Below are 16513 nucleotides of genomic sequence, written 5' to 3'. Positions count from 1 at the left end.
TGCTTCGGTCCATGAGGCTTGTTAGGCCTGCCCTATGGCGGCGAATCCGTCTGGTTTACTAGCAGTCCCGTAATTTGCTCCAATATCGTCATATTTCTATGGAGAGTGCCGCTGTGGCAGCCACTGGTTTGAGTAATGCATCGTTCGCCTTGAATATCGCACTCCTTCAGCATGGATGGCGTGATGAGTTTGATGCAGGCACCTTGGAGCGTGGTCTGCGTTACGCGCGCCAGCAGCGAGTGGATGAGCAGTGGCAGGTAGAGTTGGATGAGAAGGGTGGTTTGACGCTTTCTGGCGATGTCGCGGGCAGTCTGGGCACCCCTTATCGCACGATGATCATGTTGGCTCCTGTGGGTACTCGGCACCAGATGCGAACAGCTTGTAGTTGTCCGGTGGGCAGTACCTGCAAGCACGCAGTCGCATTGATCGATACCTTCCTGAGTAGCGGCCCTTTGGGGAAAGCCCTGGAGGTTCCTGACACGCTTGAGCCCGACGAAGTGGAGCAAGCGCCGTCACTTCAGGCGGCGAAACGTGAGTGGACAATCTGGCTGCAACATCACAGTCAAGCCCCGGCGGTGCCGTCAGCCGTCCAAGTAGGTGCCAACCACCGTCTCGGGTTGTTCCTTGATGTGCAGTCCGGCCACAGGGGGCTTCCCGCGCTGACGGTGCAGCCGGTGTGGTTGAGGCCCTCCAAGAGCAAGACGCAGCTTGATCGATGGGTCTCGCCAGTGAAAGTTGAAGTCTCTCACGTGGGGGAGTTGTCACCTGTTCCTGCAATGGGATGGCAGCCGGCGCAGGAGGAGGCCATCGAGCAGTTATTGCATGGCAGCAAAGATTCGCAATGGTACTTTCCTGGGCAATCCAAAGGTTTGACGTTGAACAAGGCATTCCAGGCGAAAGCGCTCTGGTCCCTGCTGGCAAGCGATGCCTCCCCCTTGCTTTTCCATCAGAAGCAGACGGGCCCACAGCTTGGTATTGGGCCGACCTGCCGTATCGCCCCGACCTGGCAGATGGATGAGCAGGGTGTGCAGCGGCTGCAGATGTCCACGATACCTGAAGATATCTTGTCTCCCGCGGCTATCGTAGCCAGTGTCGGCAAGTCGCTTTGTTATCTTGACCCTCAGAATAAGCAGTTTGGCCCTCTGGAGGGGGATGTTGAGCTTTGGCGCCAACTCCAGCACGTTCCCGCGTTACCGCCGGAAATGAGCGAGTGGTTGACCTCTCGCCTCCAGAATGTCTCGGGGCTGGCAGCCCAAGTCCCCTCTCCGAGAACCCTCGTGGAAACAACGCTCGAGGATGTGAAACCCAAGCTGAAGATCACCATGTGTGTCGCACAGGCACGTCTGCCAACGCGCCGCCATGTCTGGAACGAAACTCCTATTCGGTTGGGCGCTGGTGTCGTGAGCCTGAGCTATGCCGGTATCGAGATACCCCCAGAGGAGGGAGAGGTGGCCCAGGGGCTGCGCGATGGGCAGCGTTTGACGATACCACGTGATCAACAGGCGGAAATCGCGCTGATTCGCGCCATTCCGCCAGGCATGGTCACGTTGGAAGAACTCGCCGCGCACCACGATGTACCGGATGGGTTGGAGTTGCCCTCGTGGAGCTTGTTGCTGCCGATAGATAGGCAGGTGCCAGAAAATGCGGCGGAATGGAGGACCTGTCTTTCTGCTCCTGAGGAATGGTGGGACATGATCCTGCAATTACGTCAGGCGGGATGTGTGGTCGAGTTCAGTGACGACTTCCCGCAAGAGCCCGAATATCTATCGCCAGACAACTGGTATGGAGCGCTCGAGTCCGCCGAGAACGGCTGGTTCGATCTTGCGTTGGGCGTTGAGGTGGAGAATGAATCCTTCAATCTGCTCCCCATTCTGCGTCAACTCATTCAGCGCGAAGACTTTCCGTTGACGCCGGAGGAGGATGAGGAAGCGGGGGCAAGCTGGGTAGTACACCTGCCGGATAACCGTCGGCTGGTGCTTCCACTTGCCAAGCTACGTGCCTGGTTGGCTCCCTTGATGGACTGGCTTCACGATAGCGAGGCACCCACAAGCGCACTTCGTGTGCCATTGACCTCCATCGATCAGCTGGCCCCCTTGGCAGATCATGAGCGCTGGGTGGGGCGAGAGGATGCCGTGGCCCTTGCCCAACGATTGCGTGAGCTTCCTGATAAATTGCCAGCCCCTGACGGTTTCCAGGGTGAATTGCGCGATTATCAGGCGCGAGGACTAGCCTGGTTGCGATTCCTCTCGGAGTTGAGTACTGGCGGTATTTTGGCCGATGACATGGGGCTTGGAAAAACCATCCAGATCCTTGCACACGTGCTCGATGAGCGTTCGCGAGGGGAGCTGCGCGGGCCTGTCATGGTGGTGGCCCCGACAAGTCTCGTCGGTAACTGGTGCGCCGAAGCGGCTCGATTTGCGCCGACACTGAGCGTGCTGGCGCTTCAGGGAGCCAAGGCCAGCCGTCGTGAGCAGATCGATACTGTTGTCGCCAATGTGGATCTCGTCATCACGACATACCCCCTCCTGGTGCGAGATATTGAGCATCTGTGCGAGCAGCACTTCGGTATCGTGGTACTGGATGAGGCCCAAGCCATCAAGAATGCTGCCAGTCAGACCGCGCGTACCGTACGCAGGCTCAATGCAGATCGCATGATCGCGATGACCGGAACGCCATTGGAAAACCACCTGGGTGAGTTATGGGCGCAATTGGATGTTGCTGCACCAGGCGCCTTGGGAAGCCAGCAGTGGTTTGGTCGGCATTTTCGTACCCCTATCGAGAAACATGCTGACGACGCTGTGAGTCAGCGACTTTCTCGTCGTATCTCGCCACTCATCCTCCGGCGTACCAAACAGCAAGTCCTCAATGAATTGCCGGACAAGACGGAGACTCAGCGAGACGTCACGCTGACCGGTGCACAGCGAGAGCTTTATGAGAGTCTTCGACTGACACAGCATCAACGGGTCAAGGAGGCGATCGAGACACGCGGGCTGGCAGCCTCCGGCATCGTGATGCTAGATGCGCTGTTGAAATTACGCCAGGTGTGCTGTGACCCACGGCTTGTCAAACATCAAAGTGCGGCGACGGTTCAGCGCTCAGCCAAACTGGAGGCGCTACGTGAACTGTTGCCATCGTTGGTCGAGGACGGTCGGCGTATCCTCATCTTCTCGCAATTTACGGAAATGCTTGAATTGATCGGGGGAGCACTGGAGCGGGGGGGGATTTCTCACTTGACTCTCACAGGGCAGACGCCCGGGGCAGTGCGAACCGAGCGTGTGGCGCAATTTCAGCGTGGCGAGGTACCCGTATTCCTGATCAGCCTCAAGGCAGGGGGGACTGGGCTCAATCTCACGACGGCAGATACGGTCATCCACTACGACCCCTGGTGGAATCCTGCCGTAGAGGCCCAAGCCACCGGGCGTGCTCATCGAATGGGCCAGACGAATCCGGTGTTTGTCTACAAGCTGGTTTGTGCAGGAACTGTTGAGGAACGCATCCTGGAGCTGCAGTCTCGCAAGGCGGATCTTGCCGCATCAGTACTGGAAGGGGGAAGCGGGCGTCAGGAGGAGGGGCCCCTGTTTGATGAGGAGGATCTGGCCTTGTTGTTTGCTCCGGTGTGATCCCGATATGGCCCCCCCCGTTGGGGCATGGCAAGGCGGTTGCCTATTGGGGGGAGAGGCGTTGAGTCAGGCCATGGCACCTCATGTTACTGGGGCTACCCAGGGTGTGATCGCCCGGGTGTACTCACTGGCGCGCCGCATGGCCTGCCGGTGCAGGTATTCCAGACTATGGGCATAGTGCGTCAATGTCTGTTCCGGGGTGCGGTGGCCGATCCAGACGGCAAGTTGATACAACAACATGCCGCGATCCTGACTGTCCTGTCCGGCATAGCCTCGAACCCCCTTCAGAAAGCGTTTCAGGGGCGCTTTTTGCAGTCCCCAGGAGCCGTGCTCCTGCAAGTCGTCGAGTATGTCACGGTTCTGCGCCGCCTCAAGACGAATCAGCCACCAACTGACCGCTGCATGGCGCAACGAGTGAAAATCGATGGCACTCCCCAGCACACTTCGCATGGTGTCGATTGCCGGAGCGATCAGGCCGGCATGATTGAATGCCTGACAACTCTCGCTCGGGCCGAACAGCGCGATATCAGAGAGGGCTGTCGAGGGGAAGCATCGCCGTCGATATACCCACCATGCTGCCAACATTTCAATATCGCCGAAGAATGTCAGAAGGTGCAGGGGAAGTACGCGCCGCGCTGAAGGCGTCTTTCCGGCGTGAATATAAACGCGACACTCAATCTCCGGCAATGACTTCAGAAGTTCACGCAACTTCACGTGCAGGGTCTCTCTCTCATGCGGTGCGGGAGGTGAGAATCCCGTATCAGGTAGCGCCTTTGCGAGCTCGGCTGGGCAGTGGTCCTCCAACCACTGCTCGAGCGAAAAGGTGCCCTGAGGACATTCGATGCGAATGTCCCGTAGCGTCAGGGCGCAGACCTCGCTGGCGCGCATCCCCCCGTGGAAGCCCAGCGCGATGCTGAGCCACTGCATGGTGGCATCAGGTGTTGCATCGGGTACTGCGAGAAGATGAGTACGTACCTTTTCCATCTGTCTCAGGGTGGCGAAATGAATTCGTTTGGCGCTGGGGGTCTTGTGATTGCCTGATATCGGCGGCTCCACGTCCAGCAATACTCCCATGCTGTGCATGAAGCGGATGAGCTGCCCCATATTGCCAAGAAAGCTGTGTGTCGTGCTGGCTGACCACCCCATATCGCGTGGCACGCACCAGCACATTTCCTGGGCACTGTCGTTGTCCCACTCCTGAATGTCGATCGACAAGGTGTAGTCCGCCATCGCCATCGGCAAGCTGCGAGAAAGATAGGTGTGCAGCGAACTGACGCGCAGCATGCGAGTCACGCGCAGATCATGCAGCCAATAGAGCACCATGACCGGGTAGCTATGGCGGATGCCCATGAGTCTTGTGAGGCGTCTGCTTGTCTCGAGCAGCAGCGCCTCCAGACGCTTCTTGACCCTTTCGTCACTTGTCTTGCGAAGATGATCAGAGGAAATGACCCCGATCCATTGCTTGAGGATGCGTCTCGCCGACGGAAGCCAGTCTATCTGCCAGGAATCCTGGGTCATCAAGCGCTGCCCCGGAGGTTGTGTCAATACGGTTGAGTGGGGGGTAGCGTTCGTTTCTGATGCCTTGGTCGCGAAAAGATCCATGGCGCTCACCGAGTCGTCATCCGCCATGGGTTCCTGCTGATGGTAGCCGGAATCAGTCGCCATGACCGTGCTGACCGGTGGAGCCTCGAGCCGAGCGAAGTAGGAGTGGGGCTCATAAAGCCCATGCGCGCTGCTGTAGGGAATCGGATAGCGACTGAACTGGCTGACCCAGTAGCCGGGCAATCCCCCCAGGACTGCCGCATGAGGCAATGCGCTCAGCAAGGTGGTCAGCTTAAGCCTTCGGCGTTCCTCGGTTGTCATGGGCAGTGTGGTGATCAGGGAGGCCAGCTCCTGTCTCATGCGACCCTTGACGATGCGAATCCGTTCGGGAATCGAGAGGGACTGGTCTTCTGGCCTCTCGGCCAATAACCACTCGTCCTTGGCTGTGGTGGGTTTTCTGGCTCTCAATGTCTTGAGCGCAGTCGTCAGTGTCGACTCCAATGGCAGACGGTAGGCCGTCATGTGAGGCGACATGACCGTCGACGGTGCCGCGTGAGCGGGGATCCAGACCCACTCATTGGGGGCGTTGCGATCGCTCTCGAAGTGACGACGCGTCAGGCAGGCCAATGTGACCAGAATCACCTGTTGGCCTAACCCTGCACGCACACCGAGCTCTACGGCAGCGCGCAACAGCGGAAAGCCAGTCCCGGGTTGACGTAGCGCGCGGATGATCGGCAAGACCCTGGTCGCGCGGTCCAGAGCTTTGGCCTCCATTGGTAGCACGCTTTTGCGCCGGGCCTGTGTGGGCCACTGTGGCAGCATCGCCACGACTCCCGGGCTTTGGTTGACTTCCTCCAGAAAGCGGCCGATGACGCGGTAAGCTTCACGGGGCCTTATCGGCCGGCGATGATGCACCTTTCTCCATCGAATCAGTTCCGTGACCATTGCCTTGGCTTGCGTATGGTTGAGGTACAGCATCATGCTTCCGGCCTCTGCCGGCATATCGTTGGCCGGTTGGCGCTTGGCGTGACGCTCGATCCAGTACAGCAGGTGCAGGCTTTGCTGGCGTTGCGTGCCTTTGACTCGATCAAGTCGGCGTTCCTCCCAGCGCGACCATAGCTCTTGCATGTGGTGGGTGCTCATGAGCTTTAGGTGCAAGTCAGGGTCGAGCTTGGCCAGTGATCGGATTCCTGACGTCTCCCTTGCAGGTGCAAGGTAAAACTTCCCATCTCTACTCATGGCAAATCCTTGAGAGGTATCACCTTGATTCGCAACTCATCGGACAACTCCCCCAAGAGGCGTTGCATCTCCGGCGGTAGGCAGATGTTGCTGGCATAGGGGGCATGGCGCTGCTGGCCGCGTTTGACATGGCCCAGCAGCATATCCAGCGTGTTCGCTTGCATTCGCCCATCGAGTGTCTGGGCGACGAAATGACGTGGCGCGTTATCGGGAAGTGCCAGCAGGGTTGCGAGTGCACTGCGTGACGCGGCTGTCAGTGACGGCGCTTGATGATGTGTGCTGATCCAGCCTCGGATGTGGGTCTGCTGGCAAGGCTTTGCGGTCAGATTGAGGCTGGCTTGGCGTCTTGACCACCATATGGCCAGTGCCTGCTCGTCTTCAGGCCATGACAGCCAGGTCCCGCCATTTCGTGGCCAGTGCTGCCGCCAGGAGGCCTGCCATGCCTGCAGGGTATCGAGATTCTGGCAAACCGGGAGAGGCAACGGGATGACCCGGCTTTCTCTGTAGAGGCCTGAATCCTTGTCAGCGATCCACAGCAGGCGTCCACGCCGAGACATTTGCGTAGTGGCACCTGGTGGACGAAGTCCTACCGTCAGCTGGACTCCCATGAGTACGTAGCAGCAAAGCGCACTGTTGAGCTCGATCAAGGCCGAGCAGTCCTCAGGTGAAGGGGTTCGGCCACGGGCAGCAATGGGAAAGTCGGAAAGACCCTTTTGGGCCAGATCATGCAAGCCCTTCAGTGCCACCCTGGCAGTGTGGAGCGAAAGTGTCATGCTCGAGCCCAAGGTCGTGATGGCGTGTGCATTCCTGGGAGGCAGGGTCGCGTTAATCGGTGTCGTGATCTCCCACCACCCCAGCGACGTGTTCATGAGACGCTGCAGTTCACGTAGGGACGTCTTGCGGTAAGCGGCAGGCGCTGCTGTTTTCAGGCTGAGCTCCCCGTGAAGCCACTCCGCTTCGATATCGGTCTTCGCCATGCCGAGAAGATGAAGCCGTGCGGCTCTGGCCACGCGCTGGGCCGTGGGAGTCGTGCCTGTGTGCGTTGCCATATGTTGCCTCAGCTGGCGGTTGAGCACCGCCAGACTCTTGGTCAGAGGCTGAGTTGTCGCTTCGCTCAATTGATTGAGGGGTATCGCGAGGGCGTCCGGTAGGCGAAGAGGCAGGGGTGGGCTTTGTGACGGTGCATGAATGACAGGAACGTAGAGTGTGTTGCTATCGGGGACCCACTGCAGTGATTGATTCCGCGACACCGTCGCAGTGCAGAGCAGTGCCTCCTGCTCGACACCCGTCACACGGAGCTGACTGAGACGTTCGGGGGCAATACCTGTTGCGAGCACAAGCTGCACCAGCAGTCTGGCATCAGGCGGGAAAGGTAATGTCAGTATTCTTCGGATCTGCCCTTGAGTGGTGGCGAAATTCGACAGACTTCCCAGGCTCTGTGCGATAGAGGTTTGCTGGCGTTTGCGCGCGATCACCCTGCAATCTTGCGGTGTCAACAGGGTATCTCCCTTGTGATGAAAGGGCGCTTCCACTTCTTCTTGTGGCTGAGAGATCTTGTCTGGTTCGAGACTGGTGTCAACGTCCTCGTTGTCGTCCGAGAGTCGTGCGGTAACGAGTGTCTCAGATAGTTCAGGACTGGAGGCAACCGATGAAAAGTCGCGCTTGAATGAGTCGTGAAAAAAGACGGAGCGTTGTGGGAGCCGCTTCGCGTAGGGCGCGCGACGAGTTCCGATGGGCAGGTAACCGGAGAGCAATTCCTGGGCCTGCTGCAATTGGTCATACAGTCTTGGGTTGCCGTTTTTCAGCCACGGGATATGTTTACAGGCGCTGAGTAACGAGAGATTGGCAGAACGATGCCACGCGATCGGGTGCTGCCAAAGTGGCAGCATGTACTTCAATGCGACATGTAGGGTCGATAAATGCTGGTAATAGAGATTGCAATCGACAGAAGGCCCCGAGTGATAGCCGGCCATGTCGCGCAAGGCAAGACGAATCAATCGGCGATTGTGCTCGATGGGGGATGGCTCGCCATTGCTTGGCAAGAGTTCGAAAGCGTGTGTTGAGGTCGTGCCATGGCGCGCGAGCTGTATTGCCTGGTTTGCGATATTGGCTCGCACCATGGAGGGAGCGAATTTATCGGGAAAGGTCAGCTGGCTATGCAGTGGGTGGCTCTGACGAATCGCCTGTAATGGTCCCGGCGCAAGAGGGAGTATCCTCAGGAGTTTGTTGATGAGGTCGAGCAACTCAGGATCATTGTCATCCGCTGCCTGAATATGAGCGGATATCCAGAGATCCGCCTGACTACATGGGGGAAGATTACAGTGAAGAAACGGCCATAAGCGCGTTTCCTCCGAAGCCGACAATACCACGTCATCTAGTTGTTCTTCCCACTGATGAAGGATGGTTTCGGGGAGCCATGTCTTGCTTTCGGGAGTATCATCCATCATGAGGAGGACTCCCTTCCTCGTCCAATAGATCGCCAAACAGGTCGTCAACCCTTTGTGCTACATGGGACCTGCGAGTGGGTGAGGTGGCTGGCCTCGTGGTGTCTGGGGCGGAGCCCGATGCTGATTGGTACCGAGCGGATGGAATCGGCTTGGGCGCTGGGGGAGTGAGGGGCACTGATGTTGGCGCCGCTTTTTGTGCCTCGTTGTCCTTGCTTGTCTCGGGGGAGAGTGGCTCTGAGGCTCCGCGATCATCGTCGAGACTCCGCTGGCCTTTGGGGCTGTGGGCACGTTGCAGTGTGCTCTTCGCCCAGCGGCCCTGGGTCAGGATCATGAGACTCTTGATATCCAGGGTGGGTTTCGATAACCCGAACACGATACGGGCCAACTTCTCTTCCAGCCCAGGCTTCTCATTGAGCTGCTTGATGAATGCACGGGCTTCCATCACGTGTGAGGTGTTGAAAAGCTCCTGAGGTAGCACCTCTGACAGATAGCGCAACACCTCCAGCTCCTCGTAGGTGAGACCTTCACGGTCCACCTCAAACACCTTGAGGGAACGGAAGTTCTCGAGAGATGACTCTCTGAGTTGTCGCAGGAGCATGCCATGGGTGAGCAGCTCGGTGTGGCCCTGGGCACCGACAAGCACGATGGGGAGGTGGCTGAGCAGCAGGCCCTTGTATGAAGGGGCCTTGCCTTTGCGTGGAGGCGGAAGGGAGATGAGATCGCCAAGAGAGCGTCGTGAAAGATTCCGTATCTTGCCTGAGATGGAAAACTCAGCCTCAGGCAGGGGCGTGTAGGTATCGGTCATGAGCTCTCCCTTGCGTCTTATTAATTATCTCATCCTTATAGTAGGATAAATATCATCTCATCGACCCCGCTGGAAGTGCTGCCGTCCTTGGCAGCGCCTTTCAGGGTGCGAGCTATCAAAAGATGTCATTGCCCGGGTCATGCATGTCATCCGCCAGTCGAATGTAGCGTTCGAAAGTCTTCTGATCACGATGCCCGCTGATGCGCTTTATCTGTTGATCGCTTTTCCCACGAAGATGCGCTTCGGTAATGAAGCCGGCACGAAAGCTGTGGGTGGTGAACTTTTCTGCACTGAGGTTGGCGCGCTGTAACGCCTTCTTGAGTAGATTGCCGAACGTGACGGGGTGCATTCTGCCGGCCCCCACTCGATCTGCCTGATCGATGGAGCGATATAGTGCACCTCGACGAATGCCACTCCAGGCAAGCCAAGCCTCCAGTAACGTCACTGGGCAGCAACGCCCGCCGGCTGGATTGCGGGGGAGCGTCTTCTGTTCGATCCGTCCGCTTTGATTGGTTTTGCTGTGGCGCAACGTGATCACGATACCGGCATCACGCCATTCGATATCCTCTCGGTAGAGCGCGACGACCTCACTTGCGCGAAACGCCCCGTAGAAGCACAGGCAGAACATGCTGGCATCACGTAGATCTCGGGGAGCATCTAGGTCCAGAGCTTGCAACAGCTGTTGCAAATGATGGAGCCGCAAAGCGGGGGCCTGGCGCTGTCGTCCATCACTCTTGCGATGAATCCCCTTCAATACCCCTTTCACTTCCAGGCTCAGCGTGGGCGAGGGCAACTGCATATAGACATGCCAGGTACCCAGCGAGCTGGCGTGACGAGAAATCGTGGCAGGCTTGCGTCCTTTGGCATGCATCTCCGCCAGATAGTTGGCGACCTGATGGGAAGTGGCGGGGAGTGAGTAGCCGGCTTTCAAGAAGCCCCGGATATCTGATCGAAATGCCAGGATGGTGTTCTTTGCCATGCTGTCAGCCAGTAGCCGTCTCGCGGCGCGTGACAATTGCATGTTGCCTGTCAGCTCATGGCTCTGCTCTTTCCCGAGCCATGGCGTGACTTCGCTCGGTAAGCGTCCCGGTTCCTTTTCAAGCGACATGCTCACCTCCTGATGGTGTCAATCCATCGAAGTCAGAGGGTGTTATCCAGCACGGGGCGTTTTCACGCCTGGATGAATACCGGTATGGCAATGGGATGGTCATGAAGCACCTCGGTTGATCAGTAGTGTGGGGCGTCGACGCTGTGACGCCTGTGACTTGCGCTGTTGTTCGCAAGTCCCACCTACGCTATCGGGCTTCGTGCTTCAGGGAAGGCGATCTGCAACGGCCTGACGGCCGCACTCCTGCAGTCTGTATGTCAGAAGTCGCTGTCCTCATAGAGAGGGGAAGGGCTGTTAAAAAGGGGTTGATTTCGCAGAGACATCATGTGGACGGAAAGTCTGTCGAATGCGATATGCACCAGTACGCAACAATATAAAACCAGTCTAAGAAGCACTGTGAAACAGAGGCTTATATGAGGTGTTTGTAGAAAGCTCACCATGTTGGTGCGCTTTCAACATGAAGGAGATTTTGTTGCTCTGTTTCGGTGCACTTAAGGTATGTGTGCATCTCTCCAGACAACGCGTTACGAGGGTGATTCCCCTATACGGGTGCGCTTGATCACGGGCTGGCACATCGATTGCACTACTTCAATCGGGACAACAAGTACAACAAGACACGAGGGAATGTCGTGAACAAGAAAATCGCTGCCGCAATGCTATCCGCCTGTGTCGGTTTCTCGCTGGCCAATGTCGCCCAGGCAGAAGAGGGGCCGATCAAGGTCGGCATCCTGCACTCACTGTCCGGCACCATGGCGATCAGTGAATCGACACTGAAAGACACCATGTTGATGCTGATCGAGAAGCAGAACGAGCAGGGCGGGCTGCTGGGACGCAAGCTAGAGCCTGTCGTGGTCGACCCGGCCTCCAACTGGCCGCTGTTCGCCGAGAAGGCGCGTGAGCTGCTGGCGCAGGACAAGGTCGACGTGATCTTCGGCAACTGGACGTCCGTCTCGCGCAAGTCGGTGCTGCCGGTGGTCGAGGAGCTCAACGGCCTGCTGTTCTATCCGGTGCAGTATGAGGGCGAGGAGTCCTCGGAGAACGTCTTCTACACCGGAGCGGCGCCCAATCAGCAGGCGATTCCGGCAGTGGATTACTTGATGAACGATGTGGGCGTGGAGCGCTGGGTGCTGGCGGGCACGGACTATGTCTATCCGCGTACCACCAACAAGATCCTGGCCGCCTACCTCAAGTCGAAGGGCGTGGCGGACGCGGATGTGATGGTCAATTACACCCCCTTCGGCCATTCCAACTGGCAGTCCATCGTCTCGGATATCAAGTCCTTCGGCAGTGCCGGCAAGAAGACGGCCGTGGTGTCCACCATCAATGGCGATGCCAATGTGCCGTTCTATCGTGAGCTGGCCAACCAGGGCATCAATGCCGAGGACATCCCGGTGGTGGCCTTCTCGGTGGGCGAGCAGGAGCTCTCGGGCATCGATACCGCGCCGCTGATCGGCCACCTGGCCGCCTGGAACTACTTCATGAGCGTGGACAGCGACACCAACTACGACTTCATCGATGAGTGGATTGATTACACCGGCAAGGAAGATGCGGTCACCAACGACCCGATGGAAGCCCACTACATCGGCTTCAATATGTGGATGGAAGCCGCGCGCAAGGCCGGCAGTGTCGAGGTCGATGCGGTCAAGGACGCCATCATCGGTGTCTCGGTGCCCAACCTGACCGGCGGCTACGCCACCATGATGCCCAACCATCACATCACCAAGCCGGTGCTTATCGGCGAGATCCAGGACAACGGCCAGTTCTCCGTCGTCTGGCAGACCCCGTCCACCGTGGCAGGCGATGCCTGGTCGGACTATCTGGAAGGCTCGAAAGACTTGATCAGTGACTGGCGCAAACCGATGGAGTGCGGCAACTACAACGTCGAGACCCATTCCTGTGGGGCTCAACCGAACGTCGCCACGCAATGATGCGTAGCACGTTCTGAGAGTGAGGCGGCGCGCATTCGAACCTGCGTGCCGCCTCGCTGAGTGTCGGTTCCGGGGGCGCGACGCCCTCGGAGACTGATGACGCCTTCGCGCGTTCACCATGGATGGCCTTCTTGATGTCTATCTCCGTTGCAATATTGTTCCGCTGGTGCTGGCAGAGGATGCTGCTGATCTGTCTTCTGTCATTCCCCCTGTTTGCCGCTGCCCAGTCCGAATCCGCGACTGGGCAGTCAGCACGTCTGTCTGACAGCGCTGCCCAGACCTTGCTGACCCGACTTGCCGAAGCGCGCAATCCCGCCAAGCCGGCCGTGATCGATGAGATCGCCATGAGCGGCGATGAGCGCGCGCGTGGCTGGCTAGAAGCCTTCTCCTCAAGCAAGCTGGCTCGTCTCAAGGACGCCGAGCGCTTCTTGATCATCGACAACAATCGTGGCCGTGAGTGGACCGTTTCTGACGCTCTGTCGGGAGAATCGGCGGGCAAGGTTTCGCGCCGTGACCTCAAGGCACTGCGCAGCAACAACTCGCTGCGCGGACATATCGATGGCGTGCTCTCGATGATCGACCTATTGTCCTCGAATACGGAGGTCAGGCTCGTCGCGGCGCGCGGCCTGCGCGGCAGTGTCGATGAGGCCATGGCTGAGCGGCTGCCAAGCCTAATCGAGCAGGAAGCCGATGCTGATATCCGCGACACCTTGGCGGAGGCACTCGCCATTCAGCAGCTGGAAGCCAATGGCGATCCTGCGGCGCTGGAGACGCTGTCCGGCAGCCTGAACGCCGCCGCGATCGCTGCTATCAATGGCGCCGCGGTGAGTGATGATCCGCAGCTGGCCCAGGCCGCCAAGGTGGCGCTGGCCGGTATCGAGCAGAAGCTTCAGCTCAACAGCGGGCTCGAGACGCTGTATTTCGGCCTCTCGCTGGGCTCGGTACTGGTGCTGGCTGCCATCGGGCTTGCCATCACCTTCGGTGTCATGGGCGTGATCAACATGGCGCATGGTGAACTGATCATGCTAGGTGCCTACACCACCTGGGGCATGCAGCAGCTGCTGCCCGGGCAGCCGGGGCTGGCGCTGCTGCTGTCGATTCCGGCGGGTTTTCTGGTCGCGGCGGCGGTGGGCGTGATCATCGAGCGCAGCGTCATCCAGCACCTCAAGGGGCGACCGCTGGAGACCTTGCTGGCCACCTTCGGCATCAGCCTGATCCTGCAGCAGCTGGTACGCACCACCATCTCGCCCTTGAATCGCATCGTGGTGACGCCGGAGTGGATGAGCGGCTCGCTGATGATCAACGAGGCGCTGTCACTGACGCTCAATCGCCTCTACATCATCGGCTTCGCGCTGTTCGTATTCGCTGGCCTGATGCTGATCATGCGCCGCACCCGTCTCGGTCTCGAGGTGCGGGCGGTAACCCAGAACCGTGCCATGGCGCGCTCGATGGGCATCAAGGCGACGCGTGTCGACATCATGACTTTCGCACTCGGCTCCGGCGTTGCCGGCCTTGCCGGAGTAGCGCTCTCGCAGATCACCAACGTCGGGCCGAACCTGGGCCAGAACTACATCATCGATTCCTTCATGGTGGTGGTGTTCGGCGGGGTCGGCAATCTGTGGGGCACGCTGGTGGCCGGCATGTCGCTGGGACTTCTCAATCAGTTCCTCGAGCCCTGGGCGGGCGCGGTCCTCGCCAAGATCGTGGTGCTGGTGTTCATCATCCTGTTCATTCAAAAGCGCCCGCGGGGACTCTTCCCGCAGAAGGGCCGCGCCGCGGAGGGTTGATCCATGCCTGATTCACGTTCCTGGCTGGCGCGCCCCTTCACGGAGCGCTCCACCCAGATATTCCTGGCAGTTCTGACACTGTCGGTACTCGCGGTCACGCTGCTGCATGTGCTGCTGCCCGAGAGTAATCCGCTGCATGTCAGCACCTTCACCGTCACCTTGCTGGGCAAGTACCTGTGCTATGCGCTGCTGGCGGTGGCGGTGGATCTCGTCTGGGGCTACCTGGGCATCCTCAGCCTGGGCCACGGCGCCTTCTTCGCGCTGGGCGGTTACGCCATGGGCATGTACCTGATGCGCCAGGTGGGCGACCGCGGCGTGTATGGCAATCCGGAACTGCCGGACTTCATGGTCTTCCTCAACTGGCAGGAGCTGCCGTGGTTCTGGCAGGGCTTTGACATGCCGGCCTTCGCCTTCCTGATGGTGCTGCTGGCACCGGGGCTGCTGGCGCTGGTGTTCGGCTTCCTGGCCTTCCGCTCCCGCGTCACCGGTGTCTATCTCTCCATCATTACCCAGGCGCTGACCTTCGCCTTGATGCTGGCGTTCTTCCGCAACGAGATGGGCTTTGGCGGCAACAACGGCCTGACTGACTTCAAGGACATGCTGGGCTTCGATCTGCGCACGGATGCCATGCGCATCGCGCTGTTCATCGCCAGCGGTGTGGCGCTGGGACTCGGTTATCTGCTGTGTCGCGGCATCGTCGGCTCCAAGCTCGGGCGGCTGAGCATCGCCTGTCGCGACGCCGAGGCGCGCACGCGCTTTCTGGGCTATCGCGTCGAACGTGTCCAGCTGTTCATCTTCGTGGTCTCGGCGATGCTGGCCGGAGTGGCGGGAGCGCTGTATGTGCCGCAGGTCGGCATCATCAATCCCGGCGAGTTCTCGCCGCTGTTCTCCATCGAGGTGGTGGTGTGGGTGGCGCTCGGTGGCCGTGCGACGCTCTACGGCGCCGTGCTGGGCGCGCTGATCGTCAATTACGCCAAGACGGTGTTCACCGGCATCATGCCGGACGCCTGGCTGTTCGCTCTCGGCGGTCTGTTCGTGCTGGTCACCGTGCTGTTGCCCAAGGGGATCGCCGGCCTGTTCGCCCAGCGTGGCTGGGGCCGGCGCTCGTCGTCCAAGGCGAAGATTGATCCGACGAACGCGACTCGTCCCACCGAGCAGGAGGCCACTGCATGAGCCTGTTAAAAGAGATGGCGACGCGGGATCGCGTGTTCGACTTCCTGACCCCACGTGTCTCGCCAGTGGATGTGACCCACGGGCCGATCCTCTATTTGGAGGATGTCAGTGTCAGCTTCGATGGCTTCAAGGCGATCAACGACCTCAACCTGACCATCGACGATGGTGAGCTGCGCTGCATCATCGGCCCCAACGGCGCCGGCAAGACCACGATGATGGACATCATCACCGGCAAGACGCGCCCCGACAGTGGCTCGGTGTGGTTCGGCAGCCGCCACGATCTGCTGCACATGAGTGAGCCCGAGATCGCCACCCTGGGCATCGGTCGCAAGTTCCAGAAGCCCACCGTCTTCGAGGCGCTCAGCGTGTTCGAGAATCTCGAACTCGCGATGGCCACCGACAAGCGCATCTTCCCGACCCTGACCGCGCGCATGACCGGCGAGACTCGGGATCGGATCGAGGAAGTGCTGCAGACGATTCATCTCAAGGAATGGCATGCGCGCGAGGCGGGCATCCTGTCCCACGGCCAGAAGCAGTGGCTGGAGATCGGCATGCTGTTGATGCAGAAACCGCGTCTGCTGCTGGTCGATGAGCCGGTGGCCGGCATGACCGAGCAGGAGATGGAGCGCACCGCGGAGCTGCTGACCAGCTTGGCGGGACGCCAGTCGGTGGTGGTGGTCGAGCATGACATGGGCTTCGTGCGCTCCATCGCGCGCAAGGTCACGGTGCTACATCAGGGCTCGGTACTGGCGGAAGGCAGCATGGATGAGGTATCGAGCGACCCCAAGGTCGTCGAGGTCTACCTGGGAGAGAGTGACGGATGACGCAAGCGCAGATGACCGATACCCCGATGTCCCCCGCATC

9 protein-coding genes are annotated in these 16513 nt (G+C 59.3%); 5 read left to right on the top strand and 4 right to left on the bottom strand.

The window, feature by feature from the left end:
* The first annotated feature begins 113 nt into the window (after nt 1-113).
* Nucleotides 114-3620, top strand: a complete 3507-nt coding sequence (locus ACZYGA_RS00405; protein ID WP_479398268.1) for a DEAD/DEAH box helicase — start codon at nt 114-116, stop codon at nt 3618-3620.
* A gap of 81 nt (nt 3621-3701) precedes the next feature.
* Here the strand turns inward: ACZYGA_RS00405 and ACZYGA_RS00400 are convergent, their stop codons facing one another.
* From ACZYGA_RS00400 to ACZYGA_RS00385, 4 genes are all read right to left on the bottom strand, one after another.
* Nucleotides 3702-6290 (bottom strand): site-specific integrase, encoded by a 2589-nt coding sequence (locus tag ACZYGA_RS00400; RefSeq protein ID WP_024952512.1) that lies wholly within the window; start codon nt 6288-6290, stop codon nt 3702-3704.
* A 107-nt stretch (nt 6291-6397) separates the two neighbouring features.
* Nucleotides 6398-8848 (bottom strand): hypothetical protein, encoded by a 2451-nt coding sequence (locus ACZYGA_RS00395; RefSeq protein ID WP_479398266.1) that lies wholly within the window; start codon nt 8846-8848, stop codon nt 6398-6400.
* Nucleotides 8838-9653, bottom strand: coding sequence for a hypothetical protein (locus ACZYGA_RS00390; RefSeq protein ID WP_024952514.1), 816 nt, complete (start codon nt 9651-9653; stop codon nt 8838-8840). The genes ACZYGA_RS00395 and ACZYGA_RS00390 overlap by 11 nt, the downstream gene beginning before the upstream one ends.
* A 115-nt stretch (nt 9654-9768) precedes the next feature.
* Nucleotides 9769-10761 (bottom strand): site-specific integrase, encoded by a 993-nt coding sequence (locus ACZYGA_RS00385; protein WP_024952515.1) that lies wholly within the window; start codon nt 10759-10761, stop codon nt 9769-9771.
* Nucleotides 10762-11414: 653 nt separating this feature from the next.
* On the opposite strand from ACZYGA_RS00385, the gene urtA reads away from it, so the two are divergent.
* From urtA to urtD, 4 genes are all read left to right on the top strand, one after another.
* Nucleotides 11415-12689 (top strand): urea ABC transporter substrate-binding protein, encoded by a 1275-nt coding sequence (gene urtA, locus ACZYGA_RS00380; protein WP_479398349.1) that lies wholly within the window; start codon nt 11415-11417, stop codon nt 12687-12689.
* A gap of 134 nt (nt 12690-12823) precedes the next feature.
* On the top strand, nt 12824-14476 hold the full coding sequence (gene urtB / locus ACZYGA_RS00375; RefSeq protein WP_479398265.1) for an urea ABC transporter permease subunit UrtB: 1653 nt from the start codon (nt 12824-12826) through the stop codon (nt 14474-14476).
* A 3-nt stretch (nt 14477-14479) separates the two neighbouring features.
* Nucleotides 14480-15649, top strand: coding sequence for an urea ABC transporter permease subunit UrtC (gene urtC / locus ACZYGA_RS00370; RefSeq protein WP_479398263.1), 1170 nt, complete (start codon nt 14480-14482; stop codon nt 15647-15649).
* Complete coding sequence (urtD, locus tag ACZYGA_RS00365; RefSeq protein WP_084208277.1) at nt 15646-16473, top strand: urea ABC transporter ATP-binding protein UrtD; 828 nt, start codon at nt 15646-15648, stop codon at nt 16471-16473. The genes urtC and urtD overlap by 4 nt, the downstream gene beginning before the upstream one ends.
* Nucleotides 16474-16513 lie beyond the last annotated feature (40 nt).

The sequence above is a fragment of the Cobetia sp. BL01 genome (genome assembly GCF_056493605.1).
This window is presented reverse-complemented; position numbering and strand designations above follow the sequence as displayed.